This is a genomic window from Pseudomonas sp. S3E12 (assembly GCF_001702295.1).
Classification (GTDB): domain Bacteria; phylum Pseudomonadota; class Gammaproteobacteria; order Pseudomonadales; family Pseudomonadaceae; genus Aquipseudomonas; species Aquipseudomonas marginalis.
On the sequence record NZ_MBDT01000016.1, the window covers coordinates 199738 to 215763 of the forward strand.

The 16026-nt window shown below is 63.5% G+C and carries 12 protein-coding genes; 2 read left to right on the forward strand and 10 right to left on the reverse strand.

What is annotated here, in order from left to right:
- Positions 1–31 precede the first annotated feature (31 nt).
- A complete protein-coding gene (locus tag BB029_RS14485; RefSeq protein ID WP_065939701.1) occupies positions 32–1450 on the reverse strand; it encodes an MFS transporter in 1419 nt (472 codons plus the stop codon).
- An 88-nt stretch (positions 1451–1538) separates the two neighbouring features.
- Between BB029_RS14485 and soxR the strand changes: the two genes are divergently transcribed.
- Positions 1539–1991, forward strand: a complete 453-nt coding sequence (soxR, locus tag BB029_RS14490) for a redox-sensitive transcriptional activator SoxR (RefSeq protein WP_065939702.1) — start codon at positions 1539–1541, stop codon at positions 1989–1991.
- A 5-nt stretch (positions 1992–1996) separates the two neighbouring features.
- Here the strand turns inward: soxR and BB029_RS14495 are convergent, their stop codons facing one another.
- The 4 genes from BB029_RS14495 to xylA all read right to left on the reverse strand — a co-directional run bounded on the left by BB029_RS14495 (position 1997) and on the right by xylA (position 7433).
- Entirely contained in the window at positions 1997–3133 is a 1137-nt protein-coding gene (locus BB029_RS14495) for a sugar ABC transporter permease (RefSeq protein ID WP_065939703.1), read from the reverse strand.
- Positions 3134–4678, reverse strand: coding sequence for a D-xylose ABC transporter ATP-binding protein (gene xylG, locus BB029_RS14500; RefSeq protein WP_065939759.1), 1545 nt, complete (start codon positions 4676–4678; stop codon positions 3134–3136). It lies immediately after the preceding gene.
- 128 nt (positions 4679–4806) lie between these two features.
- On the reverse strand, positions 4807–5805 hold the full coding sequence (gene xylF, locus BB029_RS14505; RefSeq protein WP_065939704.1) for a D-xylose ABC transporter substrate-binding protein: 999 nt from the start codon (positions 5803–5805) through the stop codon (positions 4807–4809).
- Between the two features lie 311 nt (positions 5806–6116).
- Positions 6117–7433: a xylose isomerase gene (xylA, locus tag BB029_RS14510; RefSeq protein ID WP_065939705.1), complete on the reverse strand. Its 1317-nt coding sequence runs from the start codon at positions 7431–7433 to the stop codon at positions 6117–6119.
- Between the two features lie 139 nt (positions 7434–7572).
- Here xylA and BB029_RS14515 point away from each other — a divergent pair, with 139 nt between their 5' ends.
- Complete coding sequence (locus tag BB029_RS14515; RefSeq protein ID WP_065939706.1) at positions 7573–8742, forward strand: XylR family transcriptional regulator; 1170 nt, start codon at positions 7573–7575, stop codon at positions 8740–8742.
- A gap of 75 nt (positions 8743–8817) precedes the next feature.
- Here the strand turns inward: BB029_RS14515 and BB029_RS14520 are convergent, their stop codons facing one another.
- From BB029_RS14520 to BB029_RS14540, 5 genes are all read right to left on the reverse strand, one after another.
- Positions 8818–10083, reverse strand: a complete 1266-nt coding sequence (locus BB029_RS14520; RefSeq protein WP_065939707.1) for a carbohydrate porin — start codon at positions 10081–10083, stop codon at positions 8818–8820.
- Positions 10084–10137: 54 nt separating this feature from the next.
- Positions 10138–12546, reverse strand: a complete 2409-nt coding sequence (locus BB029_RS14525; protein WP_065939708.1) for a glucose/quinate/shikimate family membrane-bound PQQ-dependent dehydrogenase — start codon at positions 12544–12546, stop codon at positions 10138–10140.
- Positions 12547–12755: 209 nt separating this feature from the next.
- Positions 12756–13502, reverse strand: coding sequence for an IclR family transcriptional regulator (locus BB029_RS14530; protein ID WP_027603563.1), 747 nt, complete (start codon positions 13500–13502; stop codon positions 12756–12758).
- Positions 13503–13603: 101 nt separating this feature from the next.
- Entirely contained in the window at positions 13604–14929 is a 1326-nt protein-coding gene (locus BB029_RS14535) for an MFS transporter (RefSeq protein WP_027603564.1), read from the reverse strand.
- A gap of 82 nt (positions 14930–15011) precedes the next feature.
- Positions 15012–15989, reverse strand: coding sequence for a hydroxyacid dehydrogenase (locus BB029_RS14540; protein WP_065939760.1), 978 nt, complete (start codon positions 15987–15989; stop codon positions 15012–15014).
- Between the last annotated feature and the right edge of the window lie 37 nt (positions 15990–16026).

Consider the following 16026-nt stretch of genomic DNA (forward strand, 5'->3'; position numbering starts at 1 on the left):
CTCAGGCAGGGGGATTGGTGAGCTTGGCATGCTACTGACCGATCATGCGAACCACCCGCCTGGCAATCAGAACACCCACCACGGGCGCCAGTGCAAACACCCCAAACAGCCACACCGCAGCGCTTGCGGTGCCTTCGACACCGCCGGGCTCACTGAGGCCGGCGACGTTTGCGACCATGCCCGCCAGTGCCGCGCCAAACGCGGTAGCGAACAGTTGCACGGTAGTAATCGACGCGCTCGCGAGGTCCTGCTCACCGGCCGGCGCCACCTGGAACACCCGCGTCAGCAAGTGCGGCCAAGCCAGCCCCACGCCCAACCCAATCAGGATAAGCGCCAGGCAGATCGGTGTGAGCGTCTGCCCGCTGCCGTTGCTTTCGACGGGCATCAAGATGGCCAGCGCCACCATGCCCACCACGCCCAGGATCGGCCCGGCCAGGATCGCCCGTCGAATGTTGCTGCCCGTCACACCCGCGCTGGCGATTGACCCCAGCGTCCAGCCGGCCGCCATCAATGCCGCCAGATAACCGGCCACCAGCGGCGACTGGTGGTGCAGGACTTGAAGAAACAACGGCACGAAGATTTCGCCACTGGTCACCGCCACCGCCAGCAATGACATCGTCGCGTACAGCGCGCCGAGTGCCGTGGTGATCCGAAACGCGCCGGCGGGCAACAGTCGATGGCGGGCGCGGCTTTCCGTGACGATCAGCAGCGCGGTGAACACAGCCGCCACGGCCAGCCCCAGCAGGTTCAGGGGCAGGGTGGACGAGACACTGCCGGCCGACACCGCCAGTACCGCCGCCGTCAGCAGCACCAGTTGGGCGAGTGGCAACGGGGTCGGCGCAGCGCTCTCGGTGCTGCGCCTGGGCAGTACCGCCGCCGCCAGCACCGCGAACAACCCGGCCACCGGAATCAACGACCAGAACGCCGCGCGCCATATGCCCAGCTCGGCAAACACTCCGCCCACCGCTGGCCCGACCAGCGTCGCCACGCCCCACATCCCCGACACCAACGCCATCGCGCGCGGCCACAGGCTTTCATCGAACACCAACCGAATCATCGCGTAGGACAGCGCGAACAAGAACCCACCGCCCAATCCCTGCACCAACCGCCCCACGAGCATCACCGGCATGGACGGCGCAAACGCACAGGCCAAGGCCCCGCCGGCGAACACCAGGCTGGCGACCAGGTACGCCGCACGCGGCCCGAGGCTGCCGAGCAGGCGCGCCGACAATGCCGAGCCGAGGATCGAGGCGGCGACAAATAACGTGGTGTTCCATGCGTAATAGTCGATGCCGCCGATGTCCTGGACCACTGACGGCAGAATCGTGGTGGCGATGTACACGTTGATCGCATGCAGCACCACGCCGCCGGCCAGTGCGAGCGAACGTACGCCGTTGGCACCGGACAACAGCGCGGCCCAGTTGGAGGGGGAGGGTTGAGGTGTGTCCATGCAGGCTCCGATTCAAAGGACTGAAGGCTTGCCAAGGCAAGCCGACACCCTTTATAAAACCTCATGTTTAGATGAGGTCAAGAGCCGGATGGAAGCGAAAATCGATGTGCGCATCCCCCTCGGCGTGGGCGAATTGGCCCGGCGCAGCGGCGTGACCGTGGCCACGGTGCATTTCTACGAAGCCAAGGGGTTGATTCACGCACAACGCAGCGCGGGCAATCAGCGTCGTTATCAGCGGGACGTACTGCGCCGAATTGCGGTGATCAAGGTCGCGCAGCGCGCGGGCATTCCGTTGGCGACTATCAAGGACGCGTTGGACGAACTGCCTTCAGGACGGCCGTTGACGGCCAAGGACTGGACCCAACTCTCCACACACTGGCGCGACCTGTTGAGTGAGCGTATCAACAGCCTCACTCAACTGCGCGACCAACTCGATGGCTGTATCGGCTGTGGTTGCCTGTCCCTGGATGATTGCCCGTTGCGCAATCCGGGGGATCAGTTGGGACGGCTGGGGGATGGGGCCGTGTTGCTCGGAAAGTGAGAGAGTCAGCGCCGCCCCGTGCGCGTACTCACATCCACCCACACCGCCAACACCAGGATGCTGCCCTTCACAATCATCTGCCAGTAACTGTCCACGTCCAGCATCGACATGCCGTTATCCAGGCTGGTAATCACCAGTGCCCCGAGCAACGCGCCATACACCGTGCCCGAGCCGCCGCGCATCGACGTGCCGCCGATGAAGCACGCCGCGATAGCGTCGAGCTCACCCATGTTGCCTGCTGACGGTGAGCCGGCAGCCAAGCGTGCGGTATTGACCAGACCGGCGAGGGCACACATCACGCCCATGATGCCGAAGATCCACAGTTTCACTGCCTGCACGTTGATGCCTGACAGGCGCGTGGCTTCCATGTTGCTGCCCACCGCGTAGACGCGGCGGCCGAACACGGTCTGGCTGGTGACGTAGCTGAACACACCGAGCAGCACCAGCAACAGCAGCACCGGTACGGGGATGCCGTCGTAGCTGTTGAGGGTGGTGACGAACCCGGCGAGCACCGCGCCGATCACCCCCACGCGCAGCACATCGCGCATCAGGGCGTGCGGCGCCAAGCCATGCAGCGCGCGGTTGCGCCGTTGTTTCCAGGTCAAAAACAGAGTCAGGGCAAACAGCAAGACCCCAAGGCCAACCCCCACCGAATGCGGCAAATACCCCTGGCCTACATACACCAGCGACGGCGACACCGGCGCGATGGTGGTGCCGCCGGTGATCCCCAGCAGGATCCCGCGAAACGCGAGCATGCCGCCGAGGCCAACGATAAACGACGGAATGCGCAGGTAAGCGGTCATGTAGCCATTGGCCAAGCCGATCATCAGGCCGCACAACGCCACCAGGCTGAGGTTGGCCAACAGCGGAATGTGATAGACCACATCCAGGATCGCTGCGAGCCCGCCCAACAGTCCCAGCAACGAACCCACCGACAAATCGATCTCGCCGCTGATGATCACCAGCACCATGCCGCACGCCAATATCCCGGTGATCGACATTTGCCGCAGCAGGTTGGACAGGTTGCGCGGGGTGAGAAAGCCGCCCTCGGTCTGCCAGCTGAAAAACAGCCAGATAAACGCCACGGCGATCACCAGGGCGAGCATTTTGTAGCGAGTGAACAGCTGTTTGACCTGATTCATCTACGCGGTTTTCCGATTGTTATTGTTTTGGCTGAGCGCGGCGGCGAGCACCTGTTCCTGGGTGAGCCCCTCGTTGATGAAGTCGCCACGCAACTGGCCGTCGCCGATCACCAGCACGCGGTTGGACACGCCGAGCACTTCGGCCAATTCCGAGGAAACCATGATGATCGACACGCCTTCTGCCGCCAGCGCGCCCATCAGTTTGTAGATCTCATACTTGGCGCCCACATCCACCCCACGTGTGGGCTCGTCGAGAATCAGCACCTTGGGCTTGGTCATCAGCATTTTCGCCAGCACGGCCTTTTGCTGGTTGCCACCGGACAGGCTGGTGATCGGCAGGAACGGGCTGGCGGTCTTGAGGTGCATGCGCGCGATCTGCTGGTCGATGCTGCCCAGTTCGGCCTCGGCATCGATGCGGGTCAGGTGGGCATAGGTGTCGAGCACCGCCAGGGTGATGTTCTGGCCCACGCCCAAGTCGGGGATGATGCCCTGGCGCTTGCGGTCCTCGGGCACCATGCACAGTCCGGCGCGGATCGATTTGAGCGGCGTGCGCGTGTCGATCACCTGGCCGTCGAGCCACACCTCGGCGCTGTAACGGCCGGGGTAGGCGCCGAACAACGCCGACACCAACTCCGTACGCCCGGCGCCCACCAGCCCGGCTATGCCGAGGATTTCGCCGCGCTTGAGCACAAAGGAAACATCGTCGACGCGCTTGCGCTGGGGGTTGTCGACGTCATAGCAGGTGACGTTGCGCGCTTCGAAAATCACCTCGCCGATGGCATGGGGCTCGGTGGGGTAGAGGTTGCTCATTTCCCGCCCGACCATCTGCGTGATGATCTGCGGGATGTCCATGTCGGCCATGGCCGTGGTCGCGATGTGCTTGCCATCGCGGATCACCGTGATGGTGTCGCACACGGCCGCCACTTCATCGAGCTTGTGGGAGATGTACACGCAGGCCACGCCCTTGGCCTTGAGGCCGCGGATGATGTCGAGCAGCACCTCGATTTCCGAGCGGGTCAGGGCCGAGGAGGGCTCGTCGAGAATCAGCAGGCGCGCCTGTTTGTTCAGGGCCTTGGCGATTTCCACCAGTTGCTGGTAGCCGCCGCCGTACTGTGACACCGGCAGCGCGACGTTCATGTCCGGCACCTTGAGCTCGCGCATCAACGCTTCGGCGCGATGGAGCATCGCCGGGTAGTTCATGCGCCCGCCGGGCAACGTCAGCTCGTGGCCCATGAAGATGTTCTCGGCCACCGACAGGTCGGGCACCAGGGTCAGTTCCTGGTGAATGATGACGATGCCGGCGGCCTCGGTCTCGCTGATGGACTGGGCCCTGAGCGGCTGCCCATCCCAGAGGATTTCGCCCTCCCAGGTGCCATGGGGGTAGACCGCCGACAGCACCTTCATCAGGGTGGATTTACCGGCACCGTTCTCGCCGCACAGGCCGACGCATTCCCCCGGCCGCACCTTGATGTCGATGCCGTTCAGCGCGTGGACACCGCCAAAGGTTTTGACGATGCCGTTCATTTGCAGCAGGTAGTCGGACATACCATGGCTCACACACAGGACTGACGACATGACTGTAGGAGCGAGCTTGCTCGCGAAAAACACCAAGTCACCGCGTTTATTCAGGCTTTCCGCGTTTTCGTTCGCGATCTTTGCTGGCAAGCCAGCGCCTACAGGCCGATCTGCTCTTTGGTATAGAACCCGTCCTTCTCCAACAGGTCGATATTGGCCTTGGTCAGCGGCGTCGGGGTGAGCAGGATGGTATCGACTTTCTTGCTGCCATTGTCGTACTGCGAGCTGTAGGTGGGCTTCTCGTTACGCGCCAGTTGCACCGAGAGCTTGGCGGCTTCGGTGGCGATCAGCTTGAGCGGCTTGTACACGGTCATGGTCTGGGTGCCGTCGATCACGCGCTTGACGGCGGCGAGGTCGGCGTCCTGGCCGGAGATCGGCACCTTGCCCGCCAATTTCTGCGCGGCCAGGGCCTGGATCGCACCGCCGGCGGTGGCGTCGTTGGAGGCGACGATGGCGTCGATCTTGTTGCTGTTACGGGTCAGGGCGTTTTCGACGATGCTCAGGGCTTCGGTGGGGTTCCATTCCTTGACCCACTGCTGGCCGACAATCTTGATGTCGCCCTTGTCGATGGCCGGTTGCAGCACCTTCATCTGGCCTTCGCGCAGTACCTTGGCGTTGTTGTCGGTGGGCGCGCCGCCGAGCAGGAAGTAATTGCCCTTGGGCGCCGCCTGCAGCACGCCGTTGGCCTGCATCTCACCGACTTTTTCGTTATCGAAGGAGATGTAGGCATCGATGTCCGCGTTGAGAATCAGGCGGTCGTATGACACCACCTTGATCCCGGCTTTCTTGGCTTCGGCGACCGCGTTGGTCAGCACGGTGGCGTTGAACGGCACGATCACGATCACATCGACACCCCGGGAGATCAGGTTTTCGATCTGCGAAATCTGCTTCTGCTCGTTGGCATCGGCGGACTGCACAAAGACCTTGGCATCGAGTTTTTCCGCCGCGGCGACGAAGTAGTCACGGTCACGGGACCAGCGTTCCAGGCGCAGGTCGTCGATGGAAAAACCGATTTTCGGGTGGGCGGAATCGGCCATCACCGGCAGTGCGAACAGGGCCAGGGCAGTGGCGAGCAGGGTACGTTTGAATGACTTCATGGTGGTGCGTCCTTTTATTGTTGTTGGAAAGACACTGGGTGAAGACTCTAGGCGAACATTGTAGGTGTGGCTAACCGGCGTGTTGTGGCAAGCCGGGCTTCTGTGGTGAACAGGACTTTTGTGGTGAATGGGTTTGGTGTGGTGAGCAGGCTTGGTGTGGTGAGCGGGCTTGCCCCGCGCTGGGCTGCGAAGCAGCCCCAAACCCAGGCACCTCGGTGTGTCAGCTAAAAACACATCGCCTGCAATGGGGCCGCTTCGCGCCCCAGCGCGGGGCAAGCCCGCTCACCACAACAACCCCGCGCGCCACACTGTCACCGATAAATAAACCGGTTGACCACCCCCTCCAGCATCTCCTGCCGACCACTCACGGCCTGCGGGTTCAGTTCGTGGATAAACGCGTGTTCGGCCAGGGACTCCAGGCTGAACTCACCGGCCAGCACGGCCTGGCCCAGCGGCTGCTGCCAGCCGGCATAGCGTTGGTCCTTGAACTGCTGCAGCCGGTCGTTCTGCACCATCGCCGCCGCACGTTCCAGCGCCAGGGCGAGTACATCCATGGCGGCGACATGGCCGTGGAACAGGTCGACCTCGTCCAGGCTCTGGCGGCGTACCTTGGAGTCGAAATTGTAGCCGCCATTCTTGAAGCCACCGGCCTTGAGGATTTCATAGGTGGCGAGGGTCATCTCCTCGACGCTGTTGGGGAATTGGTCGGTGTCCCAGCCGTTCTGCGGGTCGCCCCGGTTGGCGTCGATGCTGCCGAAGATACCCAGGGATACTGCCGTGGCAATCTCGTGATGGAAACTGTGCCCGGCCAGGGTGGCGTGGTTGGCCTCGATATTCACCTTGATCTCATGCTCCAGGCCGTACTCATGCAAAAAGCCGAACACCGTGGCGCTGTCGTAATCGTACTGGTGCTTGGTCGGCTCCTGGGGCTTGGGCTCGATCAGCAGGTCGCCCTTGAAGCCGATCTTGTGCTTGTGCTCCACCACCATGCGCATAAAACGCCCGAGCTGTTCGCGCTCGCGCTTGAGGTCGGTGTTGAGCAGGGTTTCATAACCTTCACGGCCGCCCCACAGCACGTAATTGGCGCCCTTGAGTCGCAGCGTGGCGTTCATCGCGCTGAACACCTGGGCAGCGGCGTAGGCAAACACCTCCGGGTCCGGGTTACTGGCGGCACCGGCGGCAAAACGCGGGTTGCTGAAGCAGTTGGCGGTGCCCCACAGCAACTTGATGCCGGTCTGTTCCTGATGGCGCTCCAGATGGTCGACCATCTGCGCAAAGTGGTTGCGGTACTCCTTGAGCGAACTGCCTTCCGGCGCCACATCGGTGTCGTGAAAACTGTAATAGTCGATGCCCAGCTTGGAGAAAAACTCGAAGGCCGCCTCTGCCTTGCCGATGGCCACGTCCATCGGCTCGCCGCTGCGCTGCCACGGGCGCTTGAAGGTGCCCATGCCGAACATATCGGCGCCGGGCCATACGAAGGTGTGCCAGTAACACGCGGCCATGCGCAGGTGCTCGCGCATCGGTTTGCCGAGGATCAGCTTGTTGGCGTCGTAATGGCGAAAGGCGAGGGGGGCATCGCTGCTGGGGCCTTCGAAGCGAACCTTCTCGACACCGGGGAAGTACGGCATGGCGTTTTCCTTATTGTTCTTGGCGGTGTCTGGATACTAGCAACGGCACTCGGCCCGCTGATTATGAAAATCACCAAGGTGTAGTGCGATTTTGACCGGCGAGGGCTAGTCTGTTGCCACAGGCCCGAGGACAAAAACAATGAAGACCCTACCGCCCGTCCACCGCATCGCCCTGTTGTTCAACGGCAGCAAAATCTACGACCGGGGCATCATCGCCGGCATCGGCAATTACCTGAGCAGCACCCGCGCGTCCTGGGATCTATTCCTCGAGGAGGATTTCCTCTGTCGCCTGCGCGGCATCGAGCGCTGGCAGGGCGACGGCATCATTGCCGACTTCGACGACCCGCTGATCGGCGAAGCGTTGGCCGACAGCCAGCTGCCGGTGGTGGCGGTGGGTGGCTCCTATGAAGACGCGCGCGCCTATCCCAAGGGCATTCCCTACGTGGCCACCGATAACCACGCATTGATGAAGTTGGCTTACGAACACTTGATCGAAGCTGGCCTGACTCGGTTCGCCTGTTTCAGCCTGCCCGAGGCCCAGGCCAATCGCTGGGCCCAGGAGCGTGAAAAAGCCTTTCGCCACCTGCTGCAACGGGATGGTCTGCACATCGAGGTGTATCGCGGCCTGGGCACCAGCGCGCCGTTGTGGGACAGCGCGGTGGAACAGCAGATTGCCTGGCTGCACAGCCTGCCCAAGCCCATCGGCATCATCGCCGTCACCGACGCCCGCGCCCGGCAATTGCTGCAAGCCTGCCTGACTGCCGGCATCGCCGTGCCGGAGCAAGTGGCGTTGATCGGCATCGACAACGACCCCCTGACCCGCACCCTCACGCGGGTGCCGCTGAGTTCGGTGATCCAGGGCACGGAAACCATGGGGCGCACGGCCGCCGCCTTGCTGCACCAGATGCTGCACGGCAAACCGTGCGTGGGCACGCAGGTCCTGGTGCCGCCGGAGGCCATCAACGTTCAGGCCTCCAGCCTGCATCAACCCTTGGGTAACCCTTACGTGATGCAGGCGCTGCTGTTTATCCGCCAGTACGCCTGCCAGGGCATCAAGACCGCGCAGGTGGCGGCCTATGTCGGCGTGTCGCGTTCATCCCTGGAAGCGCACTTTCGCAAGGTACGCGGCTGCAGCGTGCATGACGAGATCCTGCGCTTCAAACTCGCCGCCGCCGCCAAGGGCCTGGAAAGCCACGAGCTGGCGATTGCCGATATTGCCGCCAAGTGCGGGTTCAAATCGGCGCAGTACCTGCATACGGTGTTTCGCCGCGAGTTTGGTTGCACGCCCCGCGAGTATCAGCAGGGCTAAAAGAGTCATCCCAGCAAGGAGGCTTTGACGGCAGCTGGGGTTTTGTTGCTGGCCTGGCGTTTGCGCACGGGCGAGTCAGAACGTCGCCTTAACCTGCAATCCCAGCACCAGCGCATTGTCGATGTTATCTCCCGAAAACGCCCCCGGCTCGACGATGTATTGCACATCCGGGCGCAGGTTCAGCCACGGCGTGGCCTGGTAGCCGTAGCTGAGTTCGATCAGTTGTTCGGCGTTGTCGAGGTTGGGGTAGGTCGAGCCGGCGTTGAAGGCGGCCAGTTCCTGCACGTCACGGCTGCGCGGGTTGGGCACGGCGCGCCCGTACCCCAGGGACAGGGTGTCGCGCGGCCGGCCTTCGAAGGGTTTGTACAACACCACGCCTGCGCCGTACCACTTGCTGAACGGCGAGGCCGCTTCGCTGGCAGCGGAGTATTGGCCGAAGGCATGCAGGCTGCGACCGGCGGATGCGTCGGAAGCCCATACGGCCTGGTCGATCAGCAGGTAGTGGCCGCCGCGACCGTTGACCTTGTCATCGCTGCCGATGCGCTTGACGTCGGAGCTGTCGTAGTAATAGCCCAGTTTGTATTCACCCGGCAGGGGGCCTGCGTGTTTGTACACCAACTCGATCGGCACCACGGTGCCGGTGGTGTGCTTGGGGCTCAGCTTCCAGGCGCGGCTGGAATCGCCATTGCTGTCGGGGTCGACATTGAAGGCGGCCACGCGCAGTTGCCAGGCAGGTGACAAGTCGTATTTCACCCGGGCGCCCAGGCGTGCGTTCGGGTAGTTGGTCCAGCCGCTGCCGCCGGACATGTTCAGCGGATGCCCGCAGAACCCGGCGTTCATGAAGGTGCACAGGATGCCGCTGTCCAGTCCGCCGAGGTCATTGCCCATGGCCATATAGCCAAGCTTGAGGTTCAGCGCCGGGGTGAACAACGTGTGCTCGTAGCTCAGCTCGGTGAGACGGGTGTAGAGGCCGCCGTAGTTTTCCTGGATCGGCAGGCGGTTGCCCACCAGGTCTTCGGAGGCGCTGTTGCCGCGGCGGTCGTTGAGGGTCAGTTGGATGCGGTCGCCATTGTTGAAACCGTAGAGTTTGCCCAGGTCGAACTGCACGCCCAGCTTGAGGTTTTGCGAGTAGCGCGCCGAACGGTGCTGGCCGCCGTGGGCGTTATAGGCGGTCTCGCCGCTGTAGTCGCCGGTAAAGCGGATGCCTTGCTCGTCGAGCTCGCGGCGCAGGCCGCCCCAGTCGCCGGTCAGGGTGGTGTCGTCGGCTTGAGCGGGCAGGGCGGCGCCCAGGGCCAGGCCGAGCAACAGACGCCCAAGGGAAAGATGAGAAGAGGGGGTCATGCGGAGTCTTCCAAAGCAGAAGGCGCGGTACCGGGGCACCGCGCCAGGAGGGGGTTATGGCAGGGCGTAGGCGATCACGTAGTCGCCACGGTCGGTGGACTGGCGCGCACCGCCGGCGGTGATCACGATGTACTGCTTGCCGGTTTTCGGCGACACGTAGGTCATCGGGCCACCCTGGCTGCCGACGGGCAGGCGGGCCTTCCAGATTTCATCGCCGTTGCCGCTGTTGAAGGCGCGCAGGTAGAAGTCCTGGGTGCCGGCGATAAAGATCAGGCCGCCCTGGGTCGACAGCGTGCCGCCGAGGGTCGGCAGGCCGATCTTGATCGGCAGGTGCATGCGGATGCCCAGGGGGCCGGTGTCTTCAACGGTGCCGACCGGCACTTGCCACGCGACTTTCTGGGTCTTCATGTCGATGGCGGTGAGGGTGCCGAACGGCGGCGCCTGGCACGGGATGCCGGCCACCGACAGGAAGCGGTTTTTGTTCACCGCATACGGCGTGCCCTTGAGCGGGACCGCGCCCATGCCGGTGTTCAGCGCTTCGCCACCGGACGAAGACTGGGCCTTGTTCTGCGACGGCAGCATCTGGATCCACAGGCCCAGGCGCATGTCGTTGACGAAGATAAAACCGTGCACCGGGTCGGTGGAAATGCTGCCCCAGTTCATGCCGCCCAGGGAGCCGGGGAAACTCAGGGATTTATCCGTGCCCGGCGCGGTGTACAGGCCGTCGTAGCGCATGCCCTTGAAGTCGATGCGGCACAGCAACTGGTCGTACGGGGTGGCGCCCCACATGTCCGACTCGCTCAGGGTTTGCGCGCCGATCTGCGGCATGCCCACGGACTTGGGCTGGGTCGGCGAATAAGGCTCGTTCGGAATGTTGGCGGCCTTGACCGGTACTTCCTTGACCTCGGTCAGCGGCGTGCCGGTGGCGCGGTCGAGTACATAGATCTGCCCGGCCTTGGTGCCGATCACCACCGCCGGTACCGCCTTGTCGCTGCCCGGTGGGGTGAAGTCGATCAGGCTCGGTTGCATCGGCAGGTCGAAGTCCCACAGGTCGTTGTGGACGGTCTGGTACACCCACTTTTCAGCCCCGGTCGAGGCATCCAGCGCCAGCACGGACGCGCCGTATTTATGGTTGAGCGGGGTGCGTTCCACGCCGTAGATGTCGGTGGACGAGCTGCCCATCGGCAGGAAGACCGTGTTCATCAACGGGTCGTAGGACATCGGCGCCCAGCTGTTGGGCGTGCTGCGCACATAGGTGCTGCCGGCGGCTGGTGCTTGTTTGTCTTCAGGGTTGCCCGGGTCGAAGGCCCAGCGCATTTGCCCGCTGATCACATCGAAGCCACGGATCACACCGCCGGGCATGTCGGTCTGGACGTTATCCGCGACGCGGCCGCCCACCACCACGGTAGTCCCGGCGATCAACGGCGCGGAAGACAGCTGGTAGTAGCTGTCCGGCACATTGCCCAGGCCGGCTTTCAGGTCCACCTGGCCGTGGGTGCCGAAGTCTTCGCAGAATTTGCCGGTGTCGGCATCCACGGCGATCAGGCGCGCATCGATGGTGTTGGTCAGCAAGCGGCGCTGGCACTGCGCACCGGCGGGAACGCTGGCGGCGATGATCGGCGAGCTGTTGGGCTGGGTCGGCTGGGCAATCGGCGCGGTGGCGTCGAAATACGCCATGCCCCGGCAACGCTGCCACACCGCCGACTTGGCGTTGACTTCGTTCTTCCACAGCTCTTTGCCGGTGTCGGCGTCGAGGGCGATCAGGTTGTTGTGGGGCGTGCAGATAAACACCTTGTTGCCGATCTGCAGGGGCGTGAGCTGGTCTTCGGCGCCGTTGCCGTCGCTGAGGGCCACGTCACCGGTGTGATACGTCCAGGCCACCTTGAGCTTGTCGACAGTGACGCGGTTGATCTGGTCCAGCGCGGCGAAGCGGCTGCCCCCTTCGGTGTTGCCGTAGTGGGCCCAGTCTTTCTGCGCGTCGGCTGCGGCCACGGGCGTGATGCCTGGGCCTGCACCGGTCGGCGCGACGCTGGGGTGGGCGACAAACATATTGCCCGCCGCCACCGCCACGCCCACCGCCAATACGGCGGCAACGCCATAGGCACCGCGCACGGGCCGGCCGGCCAGCAGCGGATACACCAGCGCCACTACCAGGCCGATGACCGCGAACATGAACAGCCGCGAGAACAGCGGCCAGAACACCAGGCCCACATCCGCCACCGCCCAGATGGCCGTGCCGATCAGGAACGCCGCGAACAGCCATGCACCTGCGGTTTTTTGCCGGGCAATGAGCAGGCCGGAAACCGCCATGGCCACGCCGCCGACCAGGAAGTACCAGGAACCACCAAGGCTCACCAATTTGGCGCCGCCAACGGCCAGCGCGAGGCCGAGCAGGACGATGATTACGCCCAGGCCCAGGAGTAAGAATCTATAGACGCCAGTGGCGCGCGATGCTCGTTTCATGTCGAAAGGACTCGAGTGAGAGAGGGCAAAGACGCGATTTTAGCAAGATAATTAACTGGTTAGTACATTAGAGTCCTGCAATAGACTATTACAGGTGCTGCGATGATGGGCTGGGGCTAAATGTCGCGCGTGTCGCTGAAGTGTAGGCACGCCTTGGGCAATATGTGGCAGCGCGTAAGCGGGTTGCCACATACGGGGTGGGTTTGGTTTTACGCCTCGGCTGGTTTTTTGCCGCGAGGTTTTTTCTGCGCAGTTTCCCCGTCCTCCAGTGCGTCGCCCCCCAGGCTGCGCGTCAACTCGACGGCGGCCTGCTGGAACAGGGGGTGCAATGTCTGCGCCTGCTCGGCGGTCAGGCGACTGGCCGGGCCGGACAGCACCAGGGCACCGATCAGGTTTTCCCCTGGGCCGAAGATCGGCAATGCCATCGACGCGGCGTGGGGGTCGGTGGCGCCATGGGAAAACAACGGCTTGATCATCTTCGCCGCCAGCGAATACGGCGTGCGTAACGCTTCGGCACCGGCTGCACCGTCCATGGGGCGGGTGTCGCCTGGTTGCAGGTGCAAGCGCAGGTGATGCGGGGAGTTGACCCGGTAGAGGCACATTCGGTAGGCGCCGTGGCGCACATAGAATGAAGCTGTTTCGCCGGTTTCCTGGGTCAGGCGATGCAGCAGCGGGGTGATATGGCGCTCAAGGTCGAGGCCGTCCTGATACACCGTGTTCAAGCGCATGATCTCGGTCGCCAGCTGGTAGCGACCGTCCGCCAGGCGAGTGATCAGGCCGTGGTCTTCCAGTGACACCATCAGGCGCATGATGGTGCTCTTGATCAGCCCGGTGCGCGCGGCCAGCTCGGCCAGTTCCAGGGCCGTGTCCCCCATCTTGAAGGCGGTGAGCACGGTCAGCACCCGATCAGCCGAAGCAACTCCGGTGACGGCGGGGCGTGGGCGTGTTTTTACCATGGGGGGGCTCCTTGAAGGCGGGGGGCGGGTACGCTGCAAAATACTGGCATTGCCCGCAGGGAGCAATGCCAAGCGATTGAGCGTACAGCGATTTCAGCGCGTTACCGGGCGATCAGTTCGCCTGTGCCGCTCAAATCCCGCATCTGCCTGCGCCCCATCAGCAGTACCATCACGGCACCGGCGGCACACAGCGCCGCCAGCGGCAACAGGGCCAGGGCGTAACTGCCGGTGGCGTGGTGAATGGTGCCGTACACATTCACCATGATGCCGCCACCAATCAGATTGGCCATCGCGCCCACGGCGGCCAGACCGGCGGCGGCAGTGGAGGACGAGAGCCAGGTCGAAACCAGCGCCCAGAACGGCCCCTTCATTGAGTACGCCCCGATCAACACCATGGACAGCATGAACACCGTCGCCACCAGCGAGGAGGTGACCAGTGCGAGCAGCAAACCGGCGGTGATCAGCAGCAAGGTCATCGCGGTGTGCCAGCGGCGTTCACCGCTCTTGTCGGAGCTGCGTCCCCACAAAATCATCAGCACCGAAGCCAGTCCGTAGGGAATGGCATTGACCAGGCCGATTTCCAGGTTGTTCAGGTCAAACGTCTTGAGCAATTGCGGCGCCCACACGCTCATGGTGCTGCCAGCCGCCGACGCCCCGGAGTAGATCAGTGCCAGTACCCAAATGTGCTTGTGGCGCAGCAGTTTCCACAGCGAGATATGCCCGATGGCGGTCTTGCGGCTGCGCTCTTCGTCCAGGCGGCCGGTGAGCCAGCTGCGTTGTTCGTTGCTCAGCCACTTGGCCTGTTCGGGGCGGTCGGTGAGTACGAACAGGCAGGCGATGCCCAGCAGTACGGCGGGGATGCCCTCGATGATGAACAGCCAGTGCCAGCCGCGCATGCCGAACCAGCCGTCCAGGCTCAGCAACAGGCCGGACAGCGGCGAACCAATGAAGTTGGCGCCGGGAATGGCGACCATGAAGATAGCGACCATGCGTCCACGGTATGCCGCTGGCAGCCAGTAGGTGAGGTACAGCAGCACGCCCGGGAAGAAGCCGGCTTCGGCCGCACCCAGCAAAAAGCGCATCACGTACAGCGAATTGGCTCCGGTCACAAACGCGGTGCCGGCGGAAATCAGTCCCCAGGTGATCATGATCCGCGCAATCCACACCCGTGCGCCGAAACGTTGCAGCGCCAGGTTGCTTGGCACTTCCACCAGGAAATACGACACGAAGAACAGGCTGCTGGCAAAGCCGAAGATCGCCGGTGTAAGGCCCAGGTCCTGATTCATCTGCAGGGATGCCATGCCGATATTGCCGCGATCAATGATCGCCAGCAGGTAGCAAAGGATCAGGAACGGCAGGAGTCGCCACGCCACCTTGCGCATGGTTGAGCGCTCGATCGCGCTGATGTCGGTAGAACTGATAGGCATGACTCTCTCCCATTTTGTTTTTTTTGGAGAAGCGTAATGAGCTCGACCTTCCTTGGGTGAAGGCCGGGCGATGGGCGTTCAATCAGTGTGCGAACAGGTGGCGGTTGACCACCGAACGCGGCTCCGGTGCGCAGCCGTCCCAGAAGTCGATGATCTGTTGCACGGCCAGCAGGCCCACGCGATCGCGCGCCTCGGCAGTGTTGGCGCCTACATGGGGGGTGGCGACCAGGGTCGGCAGGCCCCACAGCGCTGAGTCGGTGGGTGGCGGTTCGGGGTTGAAGGTGTCGAGGCCGGCGCCGGCGATCTGGCCGGTGCTCAGCGCCTGCACCAGCGCTTCGGTATCGATCAGTTCGCCGCGTGCGGTGTTGATCAACAGGCTGCCTGGGCGCATGCGCTTGAACTGCGCCGCGCCGAAAAGGTTGCGGTTCTGCTCGGTCAGCGGGCAATGCAGGCTAATGATATCGCAGCTCGCCAGCAAGGCATCGAAGTCCTCGGCGCGCTCGACATTCGGCAGGTCGGGCAGGTTGCTCAAGTAGGGATCAAATACCTTGATGGTCATGCGCAGCGGCGTTACCAGTTCCATCAGGATTCGCCCGATAGCGCCCAGGCCCACCAGGCCCAGGGTCTTGCCGGACAGTTCGATGCCCACGGCGGTAGCTTTGTCCCAATGGCCGTCACGCATGCGCGCATCGAGCAGGGCAGTCTGGCGCGCGACGCTGAACATCAGCGCCAGGGCATGCTCAGCCACCGATTGCGCATTGGCGCCCAGGGCGATGGTGACGGGGATGCCGCGTTCAGCGGCGGCGGCGATGTCGATGGTGTCGTAGCCCACGCCGTGCTTGGCGATGATCTTCAGCGCGGGCGATGCATTGATCATGTCCCGGGTCAGTTTGCCCTGGCGCACGATGATTGCGTCCGGCTGTTCGCGGGCAATGATCGCGGTGAGTTCGTCGACCGGGGCATACGGGGTGGTAGGGATTACGCGCACGCCATGGGCGGCGGCGTGGGCCATGGCTTCGGCAGTTAATTGCGGGCCGGTCAGCAGGAGAGTTCGGGTCATTTGGCGCACCTTGGTTTTCTTATCTGTGTGCAGTTGG